Below are 20793 nucleotides of genomic sequence, written 5' to 3'. Positions count from 1 at the left end.
ACATTGAGTTCTATTACAACCGCAAGCGAATGCATGGTGCGCTAGGTTATCTTTCCCCTGCTCGTTTTGCGAAGAAATTTACGGACAAATCCGTCGCGTAAGTGTCTACTTTCTTGACATAGGTCCACTAAAGCTTTAGTGGACTTAATATCCATTTCCATAAGGGGCTGTCTGCTAAAATTCCGCTCCGAAATCCTTCCCGCAGACCAAGACTCCGTTAGGATTCGCAACTTGAGTACTATGTTATAGGATATCCATGACATCTATTAATCACCCTAGTACGCTTTCTATTTGTTTCTTATGGTGTTCATCATGATTTATGAATATTTTTAGGTATCTTTGATATGTATAAGGTCGTTTATCATCTCCTATAAAAAATCGAATTTCTGAATGATCTACCTTACGGAATTGGTTTACTAAATGAGTTCGAGTTTCAATAAAGGTTTTAATCATACTTTCTCTGTCTGTAAATTCCTTAGCCTTCTCTATTGCTTTTAAATTATGAGTATCATGATCGACGAACTCTGGCAGCATCGCTTGATCTTTTATGTGTGGGAGCATCGTATTTAAAGTAAATGTATCCCAATTCCAAAGGTGAGCCACGACTTCCTTCACCGTCCACTTTCCAGGGGCGATCGGCTTTTGCCAACTCCGATCATCAATTACTTTTACAAATTCATTAAAATTTTCAAATTGGTCTAATAGTTTCTTGTTCATTTTCTTTAACCCCTCCTAAATTAACTTCACATGATTTCCTGTAACGTTTGGAATTCGAAACCGAGAGGCTTAAGATTCGCTAGGATCGGTTGGATTCACAGGCTTGTTCGCTGAATCAACTTCTTTGCTTACCGCTTCTTGCAAACCAAGAGCGAATCCCGCTACGTAGATACTTTGTTAAACGATGTGCTCTCTTATTCGAATCATGTCACTATTTCAGACCAGAACGTTATATATTTGATCTTTTCATAATTCATTTTGTTATATGATTTATCTTTAAACTCTACCTTGAAATATTCCTCTATGTTCTCACCATAATATATTATGTCTGTTTGGTGCACTGAGAAGATTGGATTTCCGCATTCAAGTGGATTAGCTGGAACATATCTGTGTGAGTAAATCGGTATGAGTGTTGGAACTTCAAGGTATTTAAATTTACATAATTCTTTTGCTTCATTTAAATCGATGGGTCTAACACCCCAGCCATCATACCAGAATGAATTATGTTCTATATCAAACAGCATACCTTCCAATGGCCAATTTAATCTATCGAATATTGAATTAACATTTCCCTCTGTGCTATCTCTCCAATTAATGAACCCTTTACTTATAGGAAGAACACTTCGAAGCAGTTCACTCAGATCTGGTGGAAATTGTATATTGAACGTGTTTTCGATCTTTGCAATTTCGTATTGAGATAATCCGGAATCGAGTAATATATTATGTTTTTTAAGTCTTTCAACTATATTTTTAATATTCATTTTTATCTCCTTAAAGCATTTCATCTAACGTTCCTGTATTCATGAACCCCAACGGGGTTGTCTGCTGAAATTCCTCTTTGAAATGCATCCAGCAGACCAAGGCTCCATAGAAGCCGCTGCTTGAATATTATGTTATGGGTTTTAGCGCCTTCTCGAATTACTTATAAATCCCCTTAATTTCTTTAATATTCAGTATTTATTCTAAATTTATTGTTTTAATGAGTTCATCCATTGTTCCAATAATCCTTTTTACTTCGTCCAGCTGATAAAAGGTACTTGTAGTCTCAATTTCATTCATCTCGTTGGTTTCAGAATATAAATAAATCTCTTTCATTGCCCCAAGTGCTATCCCGAGTTCAATATGGGCACCTTTACCAGCTGGCAACATTATAATAAAAATGTCTGAATTCAAAATTGCATTCTTCTCTAGGTAACCAATCTCTCGTAGATCTTTTAGTGAATTAACATTTTGGTTTTCTATCCAGTCATAGGTTTGGATAAATCCATTTAATTTCAATTGATTTGCAACAGTTCGGACAGCTGTAGTATTACTAAAACTTGAAGCTATATAAAATTTCATATTCGCCTCCACATTGTTCTCTAAATTTCAATTATCATTTTTATTTATTTGTTTGCGGTTTTTATGTGATGTACCCTTCCTTAATAAAATTACTTCAGTTCTCTTACTTGAATTTCTTTGATTTTGTTTCCTTCAATTTCAATTCCTGCCCCTAAATCAAACAAAAAGTATTTAATCTCATCATATTTGCGGCTCTTTCTCATCGTTCTAAAATCAAAAATAAGCCTTTTATCTATGTATTGAAATTCGAGCAGTTCAAAGGCTTTTATTCGACGATCTTCCCCCCATGTCCATGACTGTCCAAACGATTTCAAAATAGACAATTCTGGCTCTTCAATGTTCTCTGCAATTAATACATCTATTCTAAAAGTAGTGCCTTTCTTATTTGGAAATTCTGAACCGAGGTATAGGTTCAAAACCCCAGTCCATTCAAAATCTTTATCTGTGTAGTATTCAAAATCATCCGAGGTCATCGGTTTTTTATCCCTCAATTTATGTTTCTGAATTTAGGTATTTCACATAACGTTCCTGTATTCACGACCCGACACATGTCGGGTGTCCGTCGAATGCCGAACAAAGGACGAATGTCCACTGCGTGAATATATTGTTATAGGATGTCAACGACTTCTTTGTAACTGCTACATGCTCTAAGATTTCATTTCATTTATTATGCTTTGAAGACCTGAACGATGTCCTCTACCTAGTGTTGAATAATTTACATGTCTTTGTGACGCTTCTATAATTGATTGATTCACCTACAGATTCATTCAAGTGGTAGTATAACTATAAAAATCATCTTCTCTCACATCAATTTTATTAGTTCTTGATGGCACATGCTTTTCCAACACTTTCAATATTTCTTGAAATGTAGTTTCTACATCACTACTTGAATTTATTATTCGATATTCATTCGGGAGTTTGTTCCTTCCCCTAATGAGGGAGTTCATTTTTATAGAAGTTTCCCAATCAGTGTAACTATTCCCGTTATCTCTATTTAGAATTCTATATTTAATCACTTCATCTTGATCACTACAAAGTGTCAAAATAGTATAGTTATACCCTTCAAATTCTTTAGGAATATCCAACATTCTAATATCATTAAGATCTGTAATAATAATATGCTTAAACCCATGACGATTATAGTTTTTTACGACCAACATCAAATTTTCAAATGCTAATTGTTCTTCTTCTTTTTGAGTGATCTGAACTGAAGGTGCTAGAGCGCGAAATTCTGGAATCCAACCAAATTCAAAATATGGAGTCCTAAAGTATTCATGTAATCTCTGGGACAATGTTGTCTTTCCATTCCCAGGCGAACCGTGGAGAATAATAAAATCAATGTTCAAAGTCTTCACCTGCTTACTAAAGAATTTTCGTCTTTATGCTCTAACGCTGATTTCCTATAACGTTTCTGTATTCACAACTCGACGCATGTCGAGTATCCGGCGAATGCAGAACCAGGACGTATACCCGCAGCGTGAATATTATGTTAGATGATGACACCGACTTCTTGAATTACATTCAAAATTCTTTATTGTTCTTTAATGGGACCTCCAACGTATTCTGTCTTCCCGTTCCAAAAATCAATTAAATTATTCCACCAGATTTTAGATTCAGATCTTAAATACTTTTCAAATTCACCATACTCTACATTCTTATGTTCTAATTTGTTCTGAAGAGTTTCTAATCCCCCAATTGTTGCTAACTCTTTAACAAACGAATTCCCATTGATATGCAATTCTTCTATGGCCTCAAATACTTTATCAAATTCATTGGTCTGTTTATTCTGATAGCATTCAATTACATGTTCGAGAAAGTCACTTATGTCTAAATAGATAAGTTTATCTTCATCTGTTGTATAGTTTTCTTTTACATATTTTTCATATCTCTTATTATAAGATGGACATGCGTTTAATAGCATGTCCATGACTTGTTCTTTATCAATCATTTTGAGATTTATCTTTCATTTGTAGAGTCTTGAATCCTGTTCACGGTGATTTCATCTAACGTTCCCGTTTTCACGACCCAGCATATGCTGGGTGTCCGCCGAATGCCTGACCTAGGGCGTATGCCCGCAGCGTCAATATTATGTTATACGTAGTTACCGCTCTTCCTGAATTACTTTCATTGTTGTTCTATGTAAGGTTCCCATCCCATATGGTTATAATATTTTTTTAGAGCCTCATTGTAATTTATCGCATGGATCTCCCAAAGTTTTTTATACGAGTTACCCACCAGCTCTCCTTTAATCAATTCATTAATTGTTCGTTCAGAAGCAAAAAAACGGTTTTGTCCTTTTTCTTGTACTTTTATATACATGTATCGTTCTAATTTATTTTTTCTAGCAGGTTTTAATGGTGGTAGTTTATATCGTTTTCTTTCTTCACCTTGTTTCCACCAAAAATTACTATGACCCCAGTAATAAGTCTTAGCCCATACTTCAGGTACGTCATGATAATAAATTTCGTCCTCAGCAAATCTTTCACGGAAGTATCCGTTATGTACGATTGTTTGTACAGATTCACTTACCGAAATGGTAAATCGAGAAGTCATTTCTAGAACGATTTCAAGAAAACATCTATATTGTTTCTTTGATGATTGTGTTTTTAAACGTTCTTTTAAGATCCTCATGACTTGCTCCTTTTACAGTAATTACGTATAACGTTCCTGTATTCATGAACCCCGAAGGGGTTGCCTGCTGAAGTGCCTCTTCGAAATCCTTCCCGCAGACCAGGGCTCCGGAAGGAACCGTTGCTTGAATATAATGTTAGATGGTGTAGACGTCTACTTTGAAATACCTTCAGTTGTTCTTACAAAAAAAGAACATCAAGCCAATTTACACTTGATGCACTTCTATCCACTTTTGTATGTTCTCTTCTATGAATTCACCTTCTGCGGTCTTGAATCCCAATTCAACTAATTCTTCTTGCTCGTACTTTACAGAAATCTCATTTAAACGTATAAAAGCAGCATAGTTGCTACCCCTATACGTTTGTTCCCGTCAATAAATCCATGATCCTTTATTGGAGCAAATGTAGTAACAGATATTTTCTTTATATTTCCTTCGTAAAGTTCCTGTCCATCAAAAGTTGCTTCCGCTTTCTTAAGAGCACTTTCAATTAGCCCAAGATCTCTAACTCCATCGGAGCCGCCTGTTGACTTAATAATCTTAGTATGGAATTGAAGAATCTGTTCCAGACTAAGATACTTCATTTCGATAATTCCCTAAGTGCCTCAATATTCTCGTTTATAATATCGTCCATGAGCGAATCCATTTGCTTATTATTACGATTCTTTAGAAATTCAACAAAATCAATCACTTCAATTTTCTTGTCACCAGGCAATGTCAAAAAGTCTTGAATAAGTTTCTCTTCAATACTCACTCTGCATACCTCCTACACTTCTTTGTTTTTATTATACACTAAAGTTTGAGTGGACTTAACATCCATTTCCAATGTTTGTTTGGTTTTGCGGCTATCTCATCTAACGTTCCTGTATTCACGAACCCCAAGGGGGGTGTCTGCTGAAATGCCTTTTCGAAATCCTTCCAGCAGACCCAGGCTCCAAAGGAGTCGCAGCTTGAATATTATGTTAGGTGATTGTATTACTCTTCAATGAGTTACCTTCATAATCTTCTTCGGTATACCATCATTCTCATCCGGATACCCCAAAGAGGCATTTATGAGTCTACATCCTTCATTTATGTAATCTTCTCTTCTATGAATATGACCAAAACACCAGATCTTTCTATTTAGATTATATAATAACTCCCTACCGTTAAAATAATAAAAGCTGTTGCTAATATCATTTATTTTATCTAATGGAACCTTAGTCCAATCGGGTGAGATATGAGTAACCACCACATCTGAAGTATCAAGTATCTTCTTGAGTTTTGTTAACTCTTGCACATACATTGCTTCCACCAATCGCGGTAATCCCTCTATTAAAACAGAATCATTTGATATCGACTTCCAACTGTCATAGATTTTATTTACTTCTATGTTTAGTTGATATATTCCATATTGAAAGTCATACCACATTCCAGCACCACCAAAATTAGTTCCACCAATTTCAATTGTATTTCCATCTAAAAATAATACTCCAGGTATGTTTTCTGCCATTATTTTCATTTCTTCAAATCTATGTATTGAGTTACGTTTGTATTTATTTTTTATTGATTTAGTAACTAAATAGTAGTCGTGATTACCTGCTACCAGCAGAATATACTTATAATGTTTCCTGAGTTTTTCGAGAAATATGAAATTTTGTTTGTTATAGTGACCTAGATCACCAGCTATTGCCAAAACTTCTGCAGGCTCTTCAGGAAGAATTATTTGCACAAACTTATCTAATCTTTGATTTTGCTTTTTATGATTGCTTGAATATTCCACCCAAAAATCTAAATGAATATCAGATATGAGATCAAATTGAATTATTGTCTTCACCTCGTTCTAGTCATATTTCACCTAACGTTCCTGTATTCACGAACCAGCCCATGCTGGGTGTCCGGCGAATGCCGGACCAAGGACGTATGTCCGCAGCGTGAATATATTGTTAAGTGATGTTCCTCTGAATTACCTATCAAATACGTCTTGAAAATATTTATCCATTAATCCTTTATTCTTAAATCTGTCTTTAATATGTTCTTTTGCTCTTAAACAAGCATTTTTATAACCTTCACTTTTCATACTATCCGCAAGAAAAACCATTTCAATTATTGGATCACTTGGTTCCAACTCGTATGCTTTTGACAGCATGTTTTTCCCTATGCTTTCCCAATGCTCATAGTCTCCAAAATGTTGAGGAAACAACGTAATCATATAACCGAAAATCAATAAAAACTGCGTTTCTGTAGAGAAATTATGTATCCCTTTCTCTGTAACTTCGTTTAATGTCACTTCAATCATCTCATAATCGTTTTCATTAAGCCCCTCAGTAACAAACGTATTGCCAGATTCGACACTCAAATACCAGGATAAAAAACCTAAATTCAAGCATATACTCAAATTACGCTTCCCTTTGTCCCACTCTCTTCTCATCGACAGAAAGGCTTCTTGATAATTTTTTGCAGTCTCAAATTCATTGAACTGATCTCCATCAAACATCACTTACCTTCCTTTCAATTTCGCCTCGGAATTTCACCTAACGTTCTTGTATCTACGAACCCGAGAGGCTTAAGGCGCAACGCGCCGGGTCCAACGGACTTAGCCTCGCAGGGTTGTGAGCTGATTCAACCACTCCGCTTATCACTTCTTGCGAACCAAGGGCAAAGCCCGCTGCGTAGATACATTGTTAGTTGAAGGTCAGGCCTTCTTCGATATATCCTGCAACTTTAATTTATCTCTAATGATCAATTCAATAACTTCTATCTCTACTTCTTCCGTATATTGAATTAATGGATCTTGTATAGATATAAATTTCTTAAAGACGATGAGTAATACTATGGGAAGAAAAGAAATCAATAAGCTTATTGAAAAAACGAGAGTACCTCGGAAAAGAGCTACAAATAGATTATCGTTAACACTACTAATCAATAAACCAAATTTGCTTATGTTATTAACAAAGAGCCCGGTAAGTATACCAGTTGCAACAGCAATACCTACATTAGCTAGATAATTGCTCTGGTTTTTAATTTCCTTTCGTCTTAATAAAAGTTGCTCTAAATAGTTCAAATTCATGTTTCGGATTAAATCTTCAGCATTTTCAAAATAAAACTGTCTAATTTTATTAAGGTAAACCTCATGTTCGAAAACAAATACATCATTTTGCTTAACATAAGATTCCTTTCTAAATTGTTTAATATTTGTACCTATAACTGTCGAAGATTTTGCATACATCCGTTCATGTAGACCTATAAAAGATTCAATAGCTTTATTGCTAAATTTTTTAATTTTTCTCGTTATTTTTTCTTTTAGATTTTCTAGAAAATTCTTCATTGTACTCTCCCAATATAATTATCATTACCTGACTTTCATCTAACTTCAAATTTACGAACTTCGTACATACTACAAATTTCTGAACTATTTCCGACTAAATCTAGTTTAAACCATATTGTTCCATTTGCAAGTTACAATCACATATCAAAGAGCAGCCTTTACATCCGGCTGCCCCTCGATTTTGCCAACATATTAATCTAACTATCTTATTCAAACGAACAATAGCTTCTATTTCGCTCCACCGCTCCAGATGACTCGTTCACTCATCGCTTTGTGCTGGGCAATCAGGCAGATCTCAGCTGCCTTAAAGGCATGCTCTTGGGTCATCGCATTCTCTGTCCGAGCCAAGCAATCGCGAATCAGATCGCCGAAGAAGGGATACCCCACCTGCCCTTTCACACTATAATGGTACTCACCTTCGTGATTGACTAGATAAACTTGATCCCCTTGAGATTCACGACCTACATCAATATATTTCCGCAATTCAATGTAACCATCTGTCCCGAGGATTACGGTACGACCATCGCCCCAGGTGCTGAGTCCATCTGGTGTAAACCAGTCTACGCGGAAGTAGCCTGACGCTCCATTGTTACCAATCAGAGACGCTTCTCCGAAATCCTCCAACTCAGGGTATTGCGGATGGTTGAAATTATGCACCCGGCTGAATGCCACTTCTGCATCTGTACAGGAGGCAAACGTCAGGAATTGTTCGATCTGATGGCTACCGATGTCGCAGAGGATACCACCATACTGTTCATGACGGAAGAACCAGTCTGGCCGAGCTGGCGCATTTAATCGATGTGGCCCGGTGCCCATGACCTGAACCACTTTTCCAATCGCACCTTCATCAATTAATTGACCAGCATAGATCGCACTCTCCACATGCAGACGCTCACTATAATAGACCATGTATTTCTTCCCGGTACGCTTGACCTCTTCACGCGCACGAGCCAGTTGATCCAATGTTGTAAATGGTGCCTTATCCGTAAAATAATCTTTGCCTGACGCCAAAACTCTCATACCGAGTGGTGCACGTTCGGAAGTAATTGCCGCACTAGCTACCAGCTTGACTTCATCATCAGCGAACACTTGCTCTTCAGATTGCGCTATCTGAGCCTGGGGAAACTGTTTACGAAATGCCTCAACCTTGAGCGGATCCGGGTCATATACCCATTTAAGAGTCGCTCCCGCCTCAACTAATCCACCAACCATACCGTAGATATGTCCATGATCCAACGCTACAGCAGCAATGGTGAACTCGCCTTCGCCACATACGACCTCTTTTTTTACACTTTTGGGTGCATAGAACATTCCGTCTTTTGCCACGTGATTCCCTTCTTTCCGCTTTTATTTTGAATATAGTTAATTAGCTTCTATCCCATTTCACTTAAACGTTTGTGTCAGGTCTGCTGGTTGATTCTTGCTATAACCCGGATCCTTCTTCATGACGGATTGTGAGATCCGCTCTTGTAAATGTTCGTAGAACAGCTCTTCATCCATCGGCAAATCAACCCAGTGATCCGTCCATGTCGAGAGTAGCATCGCATTAGACAGTGTAAGTCCGTGAATGCCCTCTTCACCTGGAGCGATGAGAGGTACACCTGTCCGGATTGCATCGACCCAGTTCCGAATTAATCCTGGGTGACCTGATTCGACCCCGGTAATCGGAACATCACATTTCCAACATTCCGGCTGTCCAAAACCACCGGTGAAACGTTGATTAAACTCAGGCTCGGATTCACGCAGACGCCAGAACGTTAATTTTCCATCCTCAATTACGATTTTCCCACGATCACCATTCACTTCGAATCGATTCGTACCCGGTGCTTCGCCTGTTGTAGTTACAAAAACCCCAGTTGCGCCGTTAGCATATTCCACATATGCGGTCACATCATCTTCGACTTCAATATTCCGGTATTTCCCAAAAGAACAGAACGCCCGCATACGAACAGGCATCATCCCGATCGTCCATTGCCACAGATCCAATTGGTGAGGGTCTTGATTAATCAGAACCCCCCCACCTTCGCCCGCCCAAGTCGCACGCCAGCCACCAGAGTCGTAGTAGCTCTGAGATCGATACCAATTCGTAATGATCCAGTTCGTCCGTCTGATCTCGCCCAGTTCGCCTGAAGCGATGAGATCTCTAAGCTTGATATATAACGGATTGGTCCGTTGGTTGTACATAATGGAGAAGCATTTTCCGCTGGCACTGGCTGCCTCATTCATCTCCCGTACCTGCTTCGTATACACACCTGCTGGCTTCTCAATCATGACATGTAAGCCATGACGAAATGCCTGGATGGCCTGCTCCGGATGGTCGTAGTGAGGTGTTGCGATAATTACTGCATCAATGGTGCCTGAACCCATCATCTGCTCTGCATCCTGCCAATACACAACGGATGCAGGAAAGTTATCCGATACCCACTTGGCCATCTCCTGTCTCACATCACACACCGCTACAAGTTCTGCACCGGGCACCTCTCCAGCGATTAACGTTCTGGCATGTGCTGCTCCCATGTTTCCGATTCCAATGACTGCTACCCGAACTACACTCATACGCTGACCTCCTCCTCAAGTTGTTCCTTAATAGCCTGAAAAACATCTGTAAAATGCTGTAACATCTTAGCGGAGCTAAAAGCACCACTGAAATCCTCAATACCGTAATAACCATCGTATCCAACCGCTCGTAAATCCCTTACAACCTGTACCCAATCCACCACACCTTCTGTCAAAGAAAGCCATGGACAATTCCATTTCGTTGTTAATGAGGATCTCTGATCTTCACCCCGTCGTTCAGACGAAAACGTCGCAACAGCCTCCTCCTGAAACCATCCTGCATTTTTAACATGCACATGTGCGAGATAAGGACCTAGTAACTCTAGACCCATCCGATGATTTTCGTACCCCTCATGCACCAGGTTGCCCGGATCATATAACACACCCACATGCTCTGCATCCAATGATTGAACCAGTCGATAGGCCAAAGAAGCACTTGGTGCAATCGTCTGATGGTGTGTCTCTACTAAGGCCTTCACCTTGTATTGCTTAGCCATCTCCTGAACTTCACTCAGATAACGCACGGCCTCCCGATATAACTCAGGATAACTTGTGGTGCGATTATATCCCGGCACACCGACACGCATCATGGATGCACCGAGCGAATGAGCAGCCTGAAATGCCTGTTCGGTTGCTGGCAAGTCACCACAGCTCAGATAAGGTACAAGCGCAATGGATTTTCTTCCATGCTTGTGTGCTGCTTCACGGAATATCGGAGTTTGTTCCTCCCATGAGGCGGGATCTATGGAGCACCGATTGTTCCGCCAATAGGACGGCTCTTCCTGCATAGCATCTTCCGGTATTCCGCGAAATCTCCATTCAATCCCATTTATTCCGGCTGAAGCTACTGCTGCTGCTAACTCTTCCGCATTGAGATCAGGAGTTGCCACCGTAAATACTGACCATTTCAAAACCATCAGCTCCTTATGTAAACGTATTCATTTTATGGTTGTAAGCGCATTGTATCACTCCCGGAACTGAGTCAACAGGGCTTTTCGTTAACAGATGAATGAGAGATAACAGTTAGACCATTTTCCCCATTCAGAGATAACACTTTGTCATCAAGAAAGAAGTAAGCGTGGGTTTCTCATGTAAGATCACATTATAAAAAACAAAAAAAGTGCCAATACTCTCTGCTCAAGAGAATATCGGCACTTGGTCTAATCACAAAATGAATAGCATTAGAATATAAACTAGCTAATCTCACAGCCCTCTTACTTCCGATCAAAAAACACATGCTCTGCCTGTAGCTTGCCAAGATGTGTTTTCATGATGCCGAACGAATACTGTTTCTGAAAACGTCGATCCGTCGGAGAGCCGGGATTGAATACTAACACGTCATCAACCGTATGCATAACCGGAATATGTGAGTGTCCGTATACAATGGCGTCTACTTGCTGTCCCGCAAAGGTCTGAATGGCATTTTGTTCTGTCGATTTCGAGCCCTGATGACCGTGCACCAGCCCAATCCGAAGTCCATCTGCTTCGACAATACGAGAAAAACCCAGCTTATCCGCAATTTCTGCCGGGTCCGTATTGCCTGTCACGCCAGCTACTGGCGCATAGGTGCTCAGCAGCTTGTACACATTCCAGTCAGACCAATCACCTGCATGCAAAATAAGATCAGCATCGGACAGCTCTTGTACAAGCGGCTCAGGCAATTCACGTGCTTTTCGGGGTAAATGCGTATCCGAGATCACGATAATTTTCATGTTACAGCACACCTTCCTATCTCTGTACCTCGAATGGGTTCTTCCATCACTGCGCGGGCGTCGACACCTCGTCCATGTCTAAACAAGAGCGTTCCATATCTTCTAGAGTAATCGATGCAAAAAACTGATGCACCTTCTCTTCTGCTACCTTATATAGATTGTTAAGCAAACCGTCGATCCGTACACCCACATTACAATCTGGGTTGCAATTGCCGTGAATCGGAAACAGAGGCCCTTCATCCTTCGCAGCGTCGTAGATCATGGCTAGCGTAATTTCGCTGGAAGGTTTCGCTAGATAGAATCCTCTGGTACCTGGGGAAGAATCAACAAGACCTGCCTTTTTCAGCCCACCTAGAATCCGTCTAACAACGACAGGGTTCGTATTAATACTACCTGCAATCTCTGCAGAAGTGATTCGTTCAGGGGCATCCAGGGACAATAGTAACAAGCAATGCACACTGACCGAAAAATGAGTACTCATGATTAACCACCTTTTAGAGGTTGTTCAAAAAAAACGCTTTTGATTACGAAGGATGCCTGTTGGCATCTCAGCGTCAAATATGGAACTCAGCCGAACTAAGTTGGATGCTTACGAAGCTTGTTTCTGTAGGAAACATGTAGTTGCTCACGTAGTTTATCCTACGCTCCGCTACTCCATTTCTAGCTTCATCCCATCTTCTTGGTACTGAAAACCGTCCTTTTTGAACACGCACTTTTATTATTAACATTTCCACACATTTAGTTTCAGATGCTCATTCAATTCACAACAATTTAGAAGTTCAGCTTGCTGTTTAGTTATTCGGGAAAAAGGTTCTGTTCAGGACGTGCCCTGATTTTGAGTTGCCGAACACTATATTCAAGTTGCTTCACGATATCATCCAGTTGTTTACGGTCAATCTTGGTAGGATCATCTATGGGCTTGGCTGTCGACTTCAGATCCCGGATGACAATCTGCTGCTCCTGCCATTTATCCATCAAATCCGCTATGTTGGCATAAAACCGCTCATAATCCTTAATAACCAAGTCAAGGTAAGCATCTACCTCGTCAGGGTCATATCCGCGAAGTTTATAGTTAAATTGTTTCTCATGAATTGACAATGCATCGAGCTGCACGCCAAGTTGCTTGAACAATTGTCTTTGTTTATCCAATCTTCGTTTCATATGTTCATCCATAATGACAACCTCCATTATATCAAATGCGCAGCAACTTCCATATTATTTTTATGGGTCTGCGGCATTTCTCTCTCTATTTTTTATAACACATTATCGTTCAGATATGAAACCAGCGCATCCTCTATTTCAAGCGAAACATGATTGCTTCTCGTTAAAATCGGGTAAGGACTGACTACACACCCATTACGGGAAAGGAGCAAGTCGATATGAGTACACTAACGAAAGATCAACTTCACCAATTAAAAGATGCTCTTATAGAGCAACGTGAAAATTTACAGCGTCATTTCGAATCCAGCATGGAAGATGGAGCTCCAGCAGAATCTCTCAAAGATTCAACCGGTGAGCTGTCATCATACGATAATCATCCAGCAGATGCAGGTACAGAAACGTTTGAGCGTAGCCGGGATCTCGCCGTAGACGACACCTTGAAGGATGAATTCGATCAGGTGAGCGAGGCGTTGGAACGAATGGAAGATGGTTCTTACGGAACCTGTATCACCTGTGGTAAGGATATTCCGTTTGAACGACTGGAGGCCATCCCATACACCGCTTATTGTATTGACGATACCCCGCAGCGTGATCTACGCAACGACCGCCCTGTCGAGGAAGAAGTGATGACCATGCCTCCAACTGGCGCTGGTGAGGTCAGACAGCGCAACGCAGGTAAATTCGATCATGCGGACGCTTGGGAAGCGGTCAGCGAGTATGGTACGTCCAACTCCCCGGCAACAGCAGCCAAACGCGAAGTGAGAGATTATGACGAGAACATGTAGTTCTCAACTCCAATGAACGAGATAAATTGATTAACCGGTCTGTTGATCAGCAATCAATTCCTAACGTTCAGTGTCGTTCTGAACACGCATGAAAAAGCCGCCAATGGCGGCTTTTTTCTACGTTCACATCACTTGTGTCAATATATCCCCCGCTTATCTTAAAATAACGTTAGAATAAGTTAGTCGGTAGGCTTAGATCATTCCGCTCCCTCTAAGGCTGAACCAAATCATCGCTTCGGTTTAGAATTAGAATTGGACTTCTTTCTCTTAGGTGATTTCACTTCAGTCTCTGAATCCAGCTTATCCTCCATTTGTTTCGACAGGCTAGAGAATAAACGAAATTCTTCTTGACCAACTTGTTTCTTGTTATCTGTAAAATAAGGCTCGCATAACTTCGTAATCTCCTTAAAGAGCTGCTCTGCTTCTTCATTCGTTGCATATAAGGTCATATCAGAGATAAACATCCGATCCCCTTGACTGGCCTGTTTCATGAACCTCTCACGACTCTGCTCATACATTTCATTTAATAATTTCAGCGTTTCCGATTGAAAAACCTGCTTGAGTGGTGAATCCTCCTCACCTTCATGACGAAGATGAATCTCGCCTTCAAAAGGGTCGTAGTATTTAGCAATGATGCCATTAATTTCGCGTGTGGAGACGAGGGTAAGCAATCCGATCTTCTCCAGCTTCTTCACATGATAGTGTACCTTGGCAGGTACTTCTCCCATCAAATCAGCTATTTCTTTTACGGTAGAGGGTCTCCCCTGTTTACGAAATGTGTTCATGATCTGTATACGATACGGATCGGAATATACTTTAATCTCTTCAATTGTTGATAGTACGATGTGCTGCATCCCTTATATCCTCATTTCCGGGCTTATCTCTACATTATACCGTTCCAACAGGACTTTGGTCAAAATGCTCCGGAATATAAAAGGATCGAACATTCATTAGTATTGCTAAGTAGACGAATACGAACTTTCACAACATAGACTTTGGGAATCGATGTCGTTCTTTCACGTCATCTGCCGAAAACTTTTGCTGAATAGGATCATAATAACGGACATCGCGAGCAGCAACCCAAATACGATAAACAGCACAGGCAATGCAATCCACTCTGCCAACGCGCCTGCAGCCAAACTGCCAAGTGGAACTACACTGAGACATAACATACTTTGAAGAGCAGATACTCTGCCGAGCATCTCAGAAGGGGTAACCTCCATCAGATAAGAGGCAAGGGGCGTAGTCGCGAGTGGAATCCCGAATCCCATCAGTAAACAGCAAGCGGCGGCGGCGGGCAGTTGAAAGTCCGACATGTAGGCAGGAATTGCAGTTAATGCATAACTGAGACCCAGCATGACAATGCCACTAACGACCAGCATACTTTTACGATAATTCGCTCCTGCATGTGACATCCACACTCCACTAAGCACCATTCCCGCTACCATCAGTCCACTAAGCAGACTCAATCCACCCGCTCCTGCCTGAAGTGTCTCCATGACATACGGCGTTCGTAGAACATTGAAGGGCATAAGACAGAAATTTACGAAGGCAAACAAAATGGAGACGATGAGTAGAAGAACATGTTTACGAACAAAATGAAAGGCTTCCATCATTTCAGCAAATATACTTGTGGCCTTAACAGATGGATTCACCGAATCATCATGTATAGCTATATTATCTTGGGTAGATGATGTATTGCTGGTTGGATACACAACACGGCTCATACATATTGCGCTTAAGGCGAACAATACCGCATCGATAAAAATAGTCCATGCAATTCCTGCTGTTGCAATGAGCGCCCCGGCCACCGCAAGTCCTGCAAGCTCCGCTACCCTTGATGCTGAAGAAGACATCGCATTACCAGATAGCAACATGGATTGGGGTAATAGTCTTGGTACACTGGATACCTCTGCAGGCGAAGTGAAGCACTCTAGAAGTGAGATCAGAATTGTCACAACGAATAGATGCCATACTTGCAATTGTCCCAAACCGAATAACAACGCTGTAATACCAACGAGTAATCCCCGCCCCACATTGGTAAGTACAATCACTTTTTTGGGCGACATTCGGTCAACCAGCGCTCCAGCAAACAGCCCCAGCACAATATTAGGTAAGAAATTAACCGCGAGCAGTGTGCCCATGAGTAGCTTCGAACCCGTTAACATATACACCATCCAACTATAAGCGATTGAATCAATCGAATCACCAAACCTTGCAATCACCTTGCCCAGCATGAACTGCACATACGGCCTAATACGTAACAATTCTCCTATTCCCTGCTTGCGTATCAATGTACCTTCACTCATTGTAAGTCCGCCCCTCAACGTTAAAATATTTTTAATGTTAATATTATTTTAACGAATCTTTAACGAAAAACAACCCCTTCGTGAAAATATTTTTATCGTTGCTTTTTAGAATGTTTGTTTACACGCTTTCCCCAAAAACACTACCTCCTTACCACCTCTCTGTAACTAGACGTTAATACACATTAAAAAAGACCCTCATCCGAAGGATGGAGTCTTTATAGAGCTATATGGTGATGGTAGCGCCAAGATCATGTGCGCAAAGGTAGCATGTGATATGGGATCTAAGCTTTGTTGATCTGCACCCGCTGACGTGTTCTTGCCGATTCCAGACAGGCATCGATGACGCGCATATTGTTCACTGTATTCTCAGGTTCAAAAGGTAATGGCGTACCTTCAAGCACAGCCGAAGCAAATGTCTCTGCTTGCAGAACAAACGAATTAGAGACGGATACACGTTCTTCACGACTTACGGAATCGGTATGCACAATGATCTGTGGTGGAATATCACTGTTCTCCCAGCCAAACACCTTCGGTAATTCAATCCGTCCTTCTGTACCGAGAATCTCCATCTCAGCTCGTCCAGAAGCCCACATTCCACAATCAAAGGTTAAGGCTACACCTCCAGGAAACTCAATCAAGCCTGAGGCCATCATATCCACACCATCATGTTTATCGGAAAATAGAGCATGTACCGTAACCGCTTCTGGTTCCTGCCCAAGATACATACGAGCTGCAGAGATGGGGTACACACCTAGATCAAACAATGATCCGCCGCCCATCTCACGTTTAAATCTCACATTTTCCTTATCATCTGCGGTATTGCACGTAAAGTTCCCATGAATGGCTCGAACCGTTCCAATCTCGCCACTGGCGATGATCTCCTCTACACGTCTGTGCTTCGGATGATAACGATACATAATCGCTTCAGCGAAGACAACACCATACTCTTTGCATACTTGTATCATTTCGGAGCTTTCATCTGCATTTAATGCTGCAGGCTTCTCACATAGTACATGCTTTCCAGCCTTGGCTGCTCGGATTGTCCATTCCTTATGCATATGGTTCGGCAGTGGAATGTACACCGCTTCAATCTCAGGATCCGCGATAAGCTCTTCGTAACTACCGTAGGATCTAGGAATGTCCAGTTCTTCCGCAATAGCCTCAGCCTTCTCCCTACTACGACTAGCAATGGCAAGCACTTCGCCACGTTCAGACTGCTGGATTGCCGGTATAACCGCATTTCTTGCAATCGTCGAGGTTCCCAGTATGCCCCACTGTAATAGCCTGCTCATGCTCATCTTCCTTTCGTACCGTAGTTATCCTGCTCTGCCTTATGAAGCATGCCGAGACAGCGATCTAAGTCTGTTTTGACCTGCTTTTTGTACAAATCAGCCTTCTCAGCACCGTCATCTGTAAAGTGATATAACACAATTTCCTGAAAATCAACTTTGGGGTCGTTACCCTTCAGCTTTTTCGTTCGATAAAAAATTCCCTGCTGTACCAGCTCATGTAGTGCTCGATAAACCTCGCTCTGAGGCGGTACATAACCGTAATCCTTGAATTCTTGCTTCATCGCCTCTAACATTTCATACCCATATCCTCTATGCTGCTCTACCATCGTTATTAAATAAAGTTTGATAAATGCTCGTTGTGCAATCATAAACGCCACGTTGGTTCCTCCTCCTATCCATTAACCTTTCTGTGTGTATTATAAAACTTATGTTCGGTTTCTGCCATCTCTCTCCGTTAGTCCATATGTCGTTCGGAAGAAAGAATAATGAAGAAATAGAGAGGCACCGGGTAAGAAGGAACGGTTTACTGTTATGAATTTTTCAGGTGTTGAATTTTTGAAATTTTAATCTTAATATCCCTGGCTTCCCTAAATGGATGGTGGAAAATCCAAAATTGCAAAAGTTCGAACGTTATGCAGAGAGCTCATTTGAATTTCCCACGATGTAGCCATAATTAAACTTTATCATGAATTTTTCATATGTTGTTTTATTCGGATATTATTCTTACCACCTGGCACGGTACCAACGATCCATTTTCCCCAACTGATTCGTGAAATAAGCCATGTGAGCACACAGGATAGAGCCAGCGCAAGGATCCAAGTGAGTACCATACGAATGGTTGGGTTAATCCCCCAAGCTGCATACAGTCGTTCATCCGGAATGTAGCTGTATCGTAGCATGAGCATGTGCATCAGATACCCGCCGTAGGATACACCACCAATCCACCCAAGCCACCGCACGGCAAATGGGTTCTGCAGCTTGCCCGCTAGTTGGTACATCACCATAATCGAAGCAATAAGGAATATCGCCATATCAGGTCTGATTAGACTCACGGTGTAAAAGGTGATACGAATGCCCTCCGGTTTTTGATATTCGAGCATTAGTAGATATGTAAACCGCAATCCGAGTATGATAAACACAATCCAGTACACCCAGCGTAACCGTGATATCCACATATTCCAGTGTTGTACAGAGAGCCCAGCCACCGCACCTAGCACAAAATAAAAAAAGAAATATAAGAAATTTCGGTCTGCATAGGTCGTAAACGCTTCGGTCAATACAGGAATGTGCAGTCGCTCCATGAAGGCAGCGATGTTGCCAAGTTGATCAGTAAGGATAAGATATACCACGCCAGTAAGAAGTAGCGCTATCCCCCGTCCTCTCGATCCAAATCGATTGTATACGTAACGAATGGCGCGCAGGAATAGTGGAAACAGCACATAGAATTGAATCAGCATGATAATGTACCAGAAATGAGAGGTTGTTTTTCCTGTTAGTATTTTTAGCCCCAGCTCCGGGAGCTCCTGCAACCCGATACCTCTAATTCCATTTGGCGTAAGGACAAAATAAATCAGTGTCCAGACAACGTAGGGGATGATCACATCCGTCAATCGTTTATTCATAAAACGACCGTAGTTCAGCTGATCTCCTGTGTTATAGAAGAGCACCATGCCTGTAATAAAAATAAATAAAGGTACTGCGAACTTCGTGAGCATTAATAGGATTGCTAATAATACGCCATCCTCTAGCCTGGTTTCTGGGACAATTGAAAAGTGTGCAATCGAATGTTGTAAAACGACGGCCGCAAAAGCCATCCCCCGAAGGGATTCAATTTCCACAATTCGTTCTTTTCTAGGCATAACGTTCAGCCGCCTTTCTTGGTTTTGCAATTGATTCGAAATATGTACAGCATCTAGCGAATGAACGGACTTTTCTAGCTTGGGTGCGAACTGGGATTGCCTTGGTCGGTATAGATTTTCTTGCTGCTGGATTCAGCCCATCCCTTTATGATCAGGTCGCTCATATTGCCGTAATCATTAAAGGAGTGACGTCTCTGATGAGCGGTATTCTCATTATTCACACTTCAGCAAGCTCCTATCATCGCAAACGCAAACAAATAAATCAACAAACGTTCCAAGCTACTACGCATTTACTTCAATTCTTAACCATTCCATACTCGTCATCAGACTCGCCTTGGCCGTTCTATTATATGTATTGTTATCCCCTAATGAATAGCGTTCACAGCCTCAATTGCAGACACTGCATTCCCTATACAGGTTCAAAAGCCGGCTTCCGTGGAGGAAACCGGCTGATGCCTATCTAATGAATCTTAGAAGCCATAGCAAATGATAGATTCACTACAACCTCTTACAGGAATGTATTATTGCCAAAGCGTGCTGCCTTAGTCTGAGCTTCAAGTCTACGCTCTTCCATATCCAGGTCTGCTCGTTCAGCAGGCACATCCGTGCGATCCGCATAGTACCGATCACGGTTCAACTGGCTGTGGTTATTGAATACGTCATAGACATGCTCATCTCGATCCGATGAGTCAACGAGAAGCAGGATTTTGCCACCTTGCACATATTCCTCGTATTGCTTGGCGTCTTCTTCCGGAATACCCAGCCCTACAAGTCCACCTACAAGACCGCCGGCTCCTGCTCCAACAGCCGCACCCGTAAATGCCGCCGCGATTGGTCCAGCTGCCAGAATAGGGCCAATCCCTGGTATAGCGAGCGCTCCAATACCTGCAAGCAATCCGGCAACACCACCGAGTACACCACCTGTTGCAGCTCCTGCGGCTACACCTTCCGGTGCTTTGGTGCCTGTCTCTTCGCGAATGGCTTTCAGATCATCCCGGTCCTGTGTAACGACGGAAATCTCATCTGAACTGAATCCTTGAGCTTTCAGACTCTCAATAGCCTGCGATGCCTCACGTTCTGTATCAAAAACACCTACGATTTTTTTCTGCATAGTGAATCCCTCCT

General features: G+C 41.4%; 26 protein-coding genes. 2 read left to right on the top strand and 24 right to left on the bottom strand.

Annotated elements, in window-relative coordinates; translation table 11 throughout:
• Window positions 1-270: 270 nt before the first annotated feature.
• The 18 genes from M3636_RS24690 to M3636_RS24605 all read right to left on the bottom strand — a co-directional run bounded on the left by M3636_RS24690 (window position 271) and on the right by M3636_RS24605 (window position 13435).
• Window positions 271-717, bottom strand: coding sequence for a maleylpyruvate isomerase N-terminal domain-containing protein (locus tag M3636_RS24690; protein ID WP_251384330.1), 447 nt, complete (start codon window positions 715-717; stop codon window positions 271-273).
• Between the two features lie 203 nt (window positions 718-920).
• Window positions 921-1478 (bottom strand): SMI1/KNR4 family protein, encoded by a 558-nt coding sequence (locus M3636_RS24685; RefSeq protein ID WP_251384329.1) that lies wholly within the window; start codon window positions 1476-1478, stop codon window positions 921-923.
• 196 nt (window positions 1479-1674) lie between these two features.
• Entirely contained in the window at window positions 1675-2058 is a 384-nt protein-coding gene (locus M3636_RS24680; protein ID WP_128101512.1) for a group-specific protein, read from the bottom strand.
• Between the two features lie 89 nt (window positions 2059-2147).
• Complete coding sequence (locus tag M3636_RS24675) at window positions 2148-2531, bottom strand: hypothetical protein (RefSeq protein ID WP_251384328.1); 384 nt, start codon at window positions 2529-2531, stop codon at window positions 2148-2150.
• A gap of 294 nt (window positions 2532-2825) precedes the next feature.
• Window positions 2826-3404, bottom strand: a complete 579-nt coding sequence (locus M3636_RS24670; protein ID WP_251384327.1) for an ATP-binding protein — start codon at window positions 3402-3404, stop codon at window positions 2826-2828.
• 185 nt (window positions 3405-3589) lie between these two features.
• A complete protein-coding gene (locus tag M3636_RS24665; RefSeq protein ID WP_251384326.1) occupies window positions 3590-4006 on the bottom strand; it encodes a DUF7674 family protein in 417 nt (138 codons plus the stop codon).
• Window positions 4007-4182: 176 nt separating this feature from the next.
• Window positions 4183-4689, bottom strand: coding sequence for a hypothetical protein (locus tag M3636_RS24660; protein WP_251384325.1), 507 nt, complete (start codon window positions 4687-4689; stop codon window positions 4183-4185).
• A 321-nt stretch (window positions 4690-5010) separates the two neighbouring features.
• Complete coding sequence (locus M3636_RS24655; RefSeq protein WP_251384324.1) at window positions 5011-5271, bottom strand: type II toxin-antitoxin system death-on-curing family toxin; 261 nt, start codon at window positions 5269-5271, stop codon at window positions 5011-5013.
• The gene (locus M3636_RS24650; protein ID WP_251384323.1) at window positions 5268-5441 is read right to left on the bottom strand and encodes a DUF2281 domain-containing protein; all 174 of its coding nucleotides are present in this window, start codon (window positions 5439-5441) and stop codon (window positions 5268-5270) included. Before M3636_RS24650 ends, M3636_RS24655 begins: the two co-directional genes overlap by 4 nt.
• A gap of 228 nt (window positions 5442-5669) precedes the next feature.
• On the bottom strand, window positions 5670-6503 hold the full coding sequence (locus M3636_RS24645) for a metallophosphoesterase family protein (RefSeq protein WP_251384322.1): 834 nt from the start codon (window positions 6501-6503) through the stop codon (window positions 5670-5672).
• A 129-nt stretch (window positions 6504-6632) separates the two neighbouring features.
• Window positions 6633-7163: a hypothetical protein gene (locus tag M3636_RS24640; protein WP_251384321.1), complete on the bottom strand. Its 531-nt coding sequence runs from the start codon at window positions 7161-7163 to the stop codon at window positions 6633-6635.
• Window positions 7164-7361: 198 nt separating this feature from the next.
• Complete coding sequence (locus M3636_RS24635; protein ID WP_251384320.1) at window positions 7362-7994, bottom strand: DUF4407 domain-containing protein; 633 nt, start codon at window positions 7992-7994, stop codon at window positions 7362-7364.
• A 228-nt stretch (window positions 7995-8222) separates the two neighbouring features.
• Window positions 8223-9305 carry a Gfo/Idh/MocA family protein gene (locus M3636_RS24630; RefSeq protein ID WP_285859220.1) on the bottom strand — a complete coding sequence of 361 codons (1083 nt, stop codon included), beginning with the start codon at window positions 9303-9305 and terminating at the stop codon, window positions 8223-8225.
• Between the two features lie 72 nt (window positions 9306-9377).
• Window positions 9378-10550: a Gfo/Idh/MocA family protein gene (locus M3636_RS24625; protein WP_251384318.1), complete on the bottom strand. Its 1173-nt coding sequence runs from the start codon at window positions 10548-10550 to the stop codon at window positions 9378-9380.
• The gene (locus M3636_RS24620; protein WP_251384316.1) at window positions 10547-11461 is read right to left on the bottom strand and encodes a sugar phosphate isomerase/epimerase family protein; all 915 of its coding nucleotides are present in this window, start codon (window positions 11459-11461) and stop codon (window positions 10547-10549) included. Before M3636_RS24620 ends, M3636_RS24625 begins: the two co-directional genes overlap by 4 nt.
• A gap of 303 nt (window positions 11462-11764) precedes the next feature.
• Window positions 11765-12262: a metallophosphoesterase family protein gene (locus M3636_RS24615; protein ID WP_251384315.1), complete on the bottom strand. Its 498-nt coding sequence runs from the start codon at window positions 12260-12262 to the stop codon at window positions 11765-11767.
• Between the two features lie 46 nt (window positions 12263-12308).
• Window positions 12309-12743 carry an Rrf2 family transcriptional regulator gene (locus M3636_RS24610; protein ID WP_145408769.1) on the bottom strand — a complete coding sequence of 145 codons (435 nt, stop codon included), beginning with the start codon at window positions 12741-12743 and terminating at the stop codon, window positions 12309-12311.
• Between the two features lie 314 nt (window positions 12744-13057).
• A complete protein-coding gene (locus M3636_RS24605) occupies window positions 13058-13435 on the bottom strand; it encodes a DivIVA domain-containing protein (protein ID WP_251384314.1) in 378 nt (125 codons plus the stop codon).
• A 206-nt stretch (window positions 13436-13641) separates the two neighbouring features.
• On the opposite strand from M3636_RS24605, the gene M3636_RS24600 reads away from it, so the two are divergent.
• Window positions 13642-14208 carry a TraR/DksA C4-type zinc finger protein gene (locus M3636_RS24600; protein WP_251384313.1) on the top strand — a complete coding sequence of 189 codons (567 nt, stop codon included), beginning with the start codon at window positions 13642-13644 and terminating at the stop codon, window positions 14206-14208.
• Between the two features lie 227 nt (window positions 14209-14435).
• On the opposite strand, the gene M3636_RS24595 is transcribed toward M3636_RS24600, so the two are convergent.
• The 5 genes from M3636_RS24595 to M3636_RS24575 form a co-directional block, all read right to left on the bottom strand.
• Window positions 14436-15062 (bottom strand): ArsR/SmtB family transcription factor, encoded by a 627-nt coding sequence (locus M3636_RS24595; RefSeq protein WP_251384312.1) that lies wholly within the window; start codon window positions 15060-15062, stop codon window positions 14436-14438.
• 162 nt (window positions 15063-15224) lie between these two features.
• Entirely contained in the window at window positions 15225-16517 is a 1293-nt protein-coding gene (locus M3636_RS24590) for an MFS transporter (RefSeq protein ID WP_251384311.1), read from the bottom strand.
• A 281-nt stretch (window positions 16518-16798) separates the two neighbouring features.
• The gene (locus tag M3636_RS24585) at window positions 16799-17809 is read right to left on the bottom strand and encodes a Gfo/Idh/MocA family protein (RefSeq protein ID WP_145408773.1); all 1011 of its coding nucleotides are present in this window, start codon (window positions 17807-17809) and stop codon (window positions 16799-16801) included.
• Between the two features lie 2 nt (window positions 17810-17811).
• The gene (locus M3636_RS24580) at window positions 17812-18186 is read right to left on the bottom strand and encodes a replication termination protein (RefSeq protein ID WP_128101493.1); all 375 of its coding nucleotides are present in this window, start codon (window positions 18184-18186) and stop codon (window positions 17812-17814) included.
• Between the two features lie 306 nt (window positions 18187-18492).
• Window positions 18493-19668 (bottom strand): acyltransferase, encoded by a 1176-nt coding sequence (locus M3636_RS24575; RefSeq protein ID WP_251384310.1) that lies wholly within the window; start codon window positions 19666-19668, stop codon window positions 18493-18495.
• 83 nt (window positions 19669-19751) lie between these two features.
• Between M3636_RS24575 and M3636_RS29840 the strand changes: the two genes are divergently transcribed.
• On the top strand, window positions 19752-20132 hold the full coding sequence (locus M3636_RS29840) for a YidH family protein (RefSeq protein WP_483311542.1): 381 nt from the start codon (window positions 19752-19754) through the stop codon (window positions 20130-20132).
• A 44-nt stretch (window positions 20133-20176) separates the two neighbouring features.
• On the opposite strand, the gene M3636_RS24570 is transcribed toward M3636_RS29840, so the two are convergent.
• Window positions 20177-20779 carry a general stress protein gene (locus tag M3636_RS24570; protein ID WP_251384309.1) on the bottom strand — a complete coding sequence of 201 codons (603 nt, stop codon included), beginning with the start codon at window positions 20777-20779 and terminating at the stop codon, window positions 20177-20179.
• Between the last annotated feature and the right edge of the window lie 14 nt (window positions 20780-20793).

Origin of the sequence: Paenibacillus sp. MER 99-2 (genome assembly GCF_023714095.1) — a bacterium.
Taxonomy (GTDB): Bacteria; Bacillota; Bacilli; order Paenibacillales; family Paenibacillaceae; genus Paenibacillus.
The sequence above is the reverse complement of the archived record's forward strand: the minus strand, read 5'-3'. Positions and strand labels throughout refer to the sequence as shown.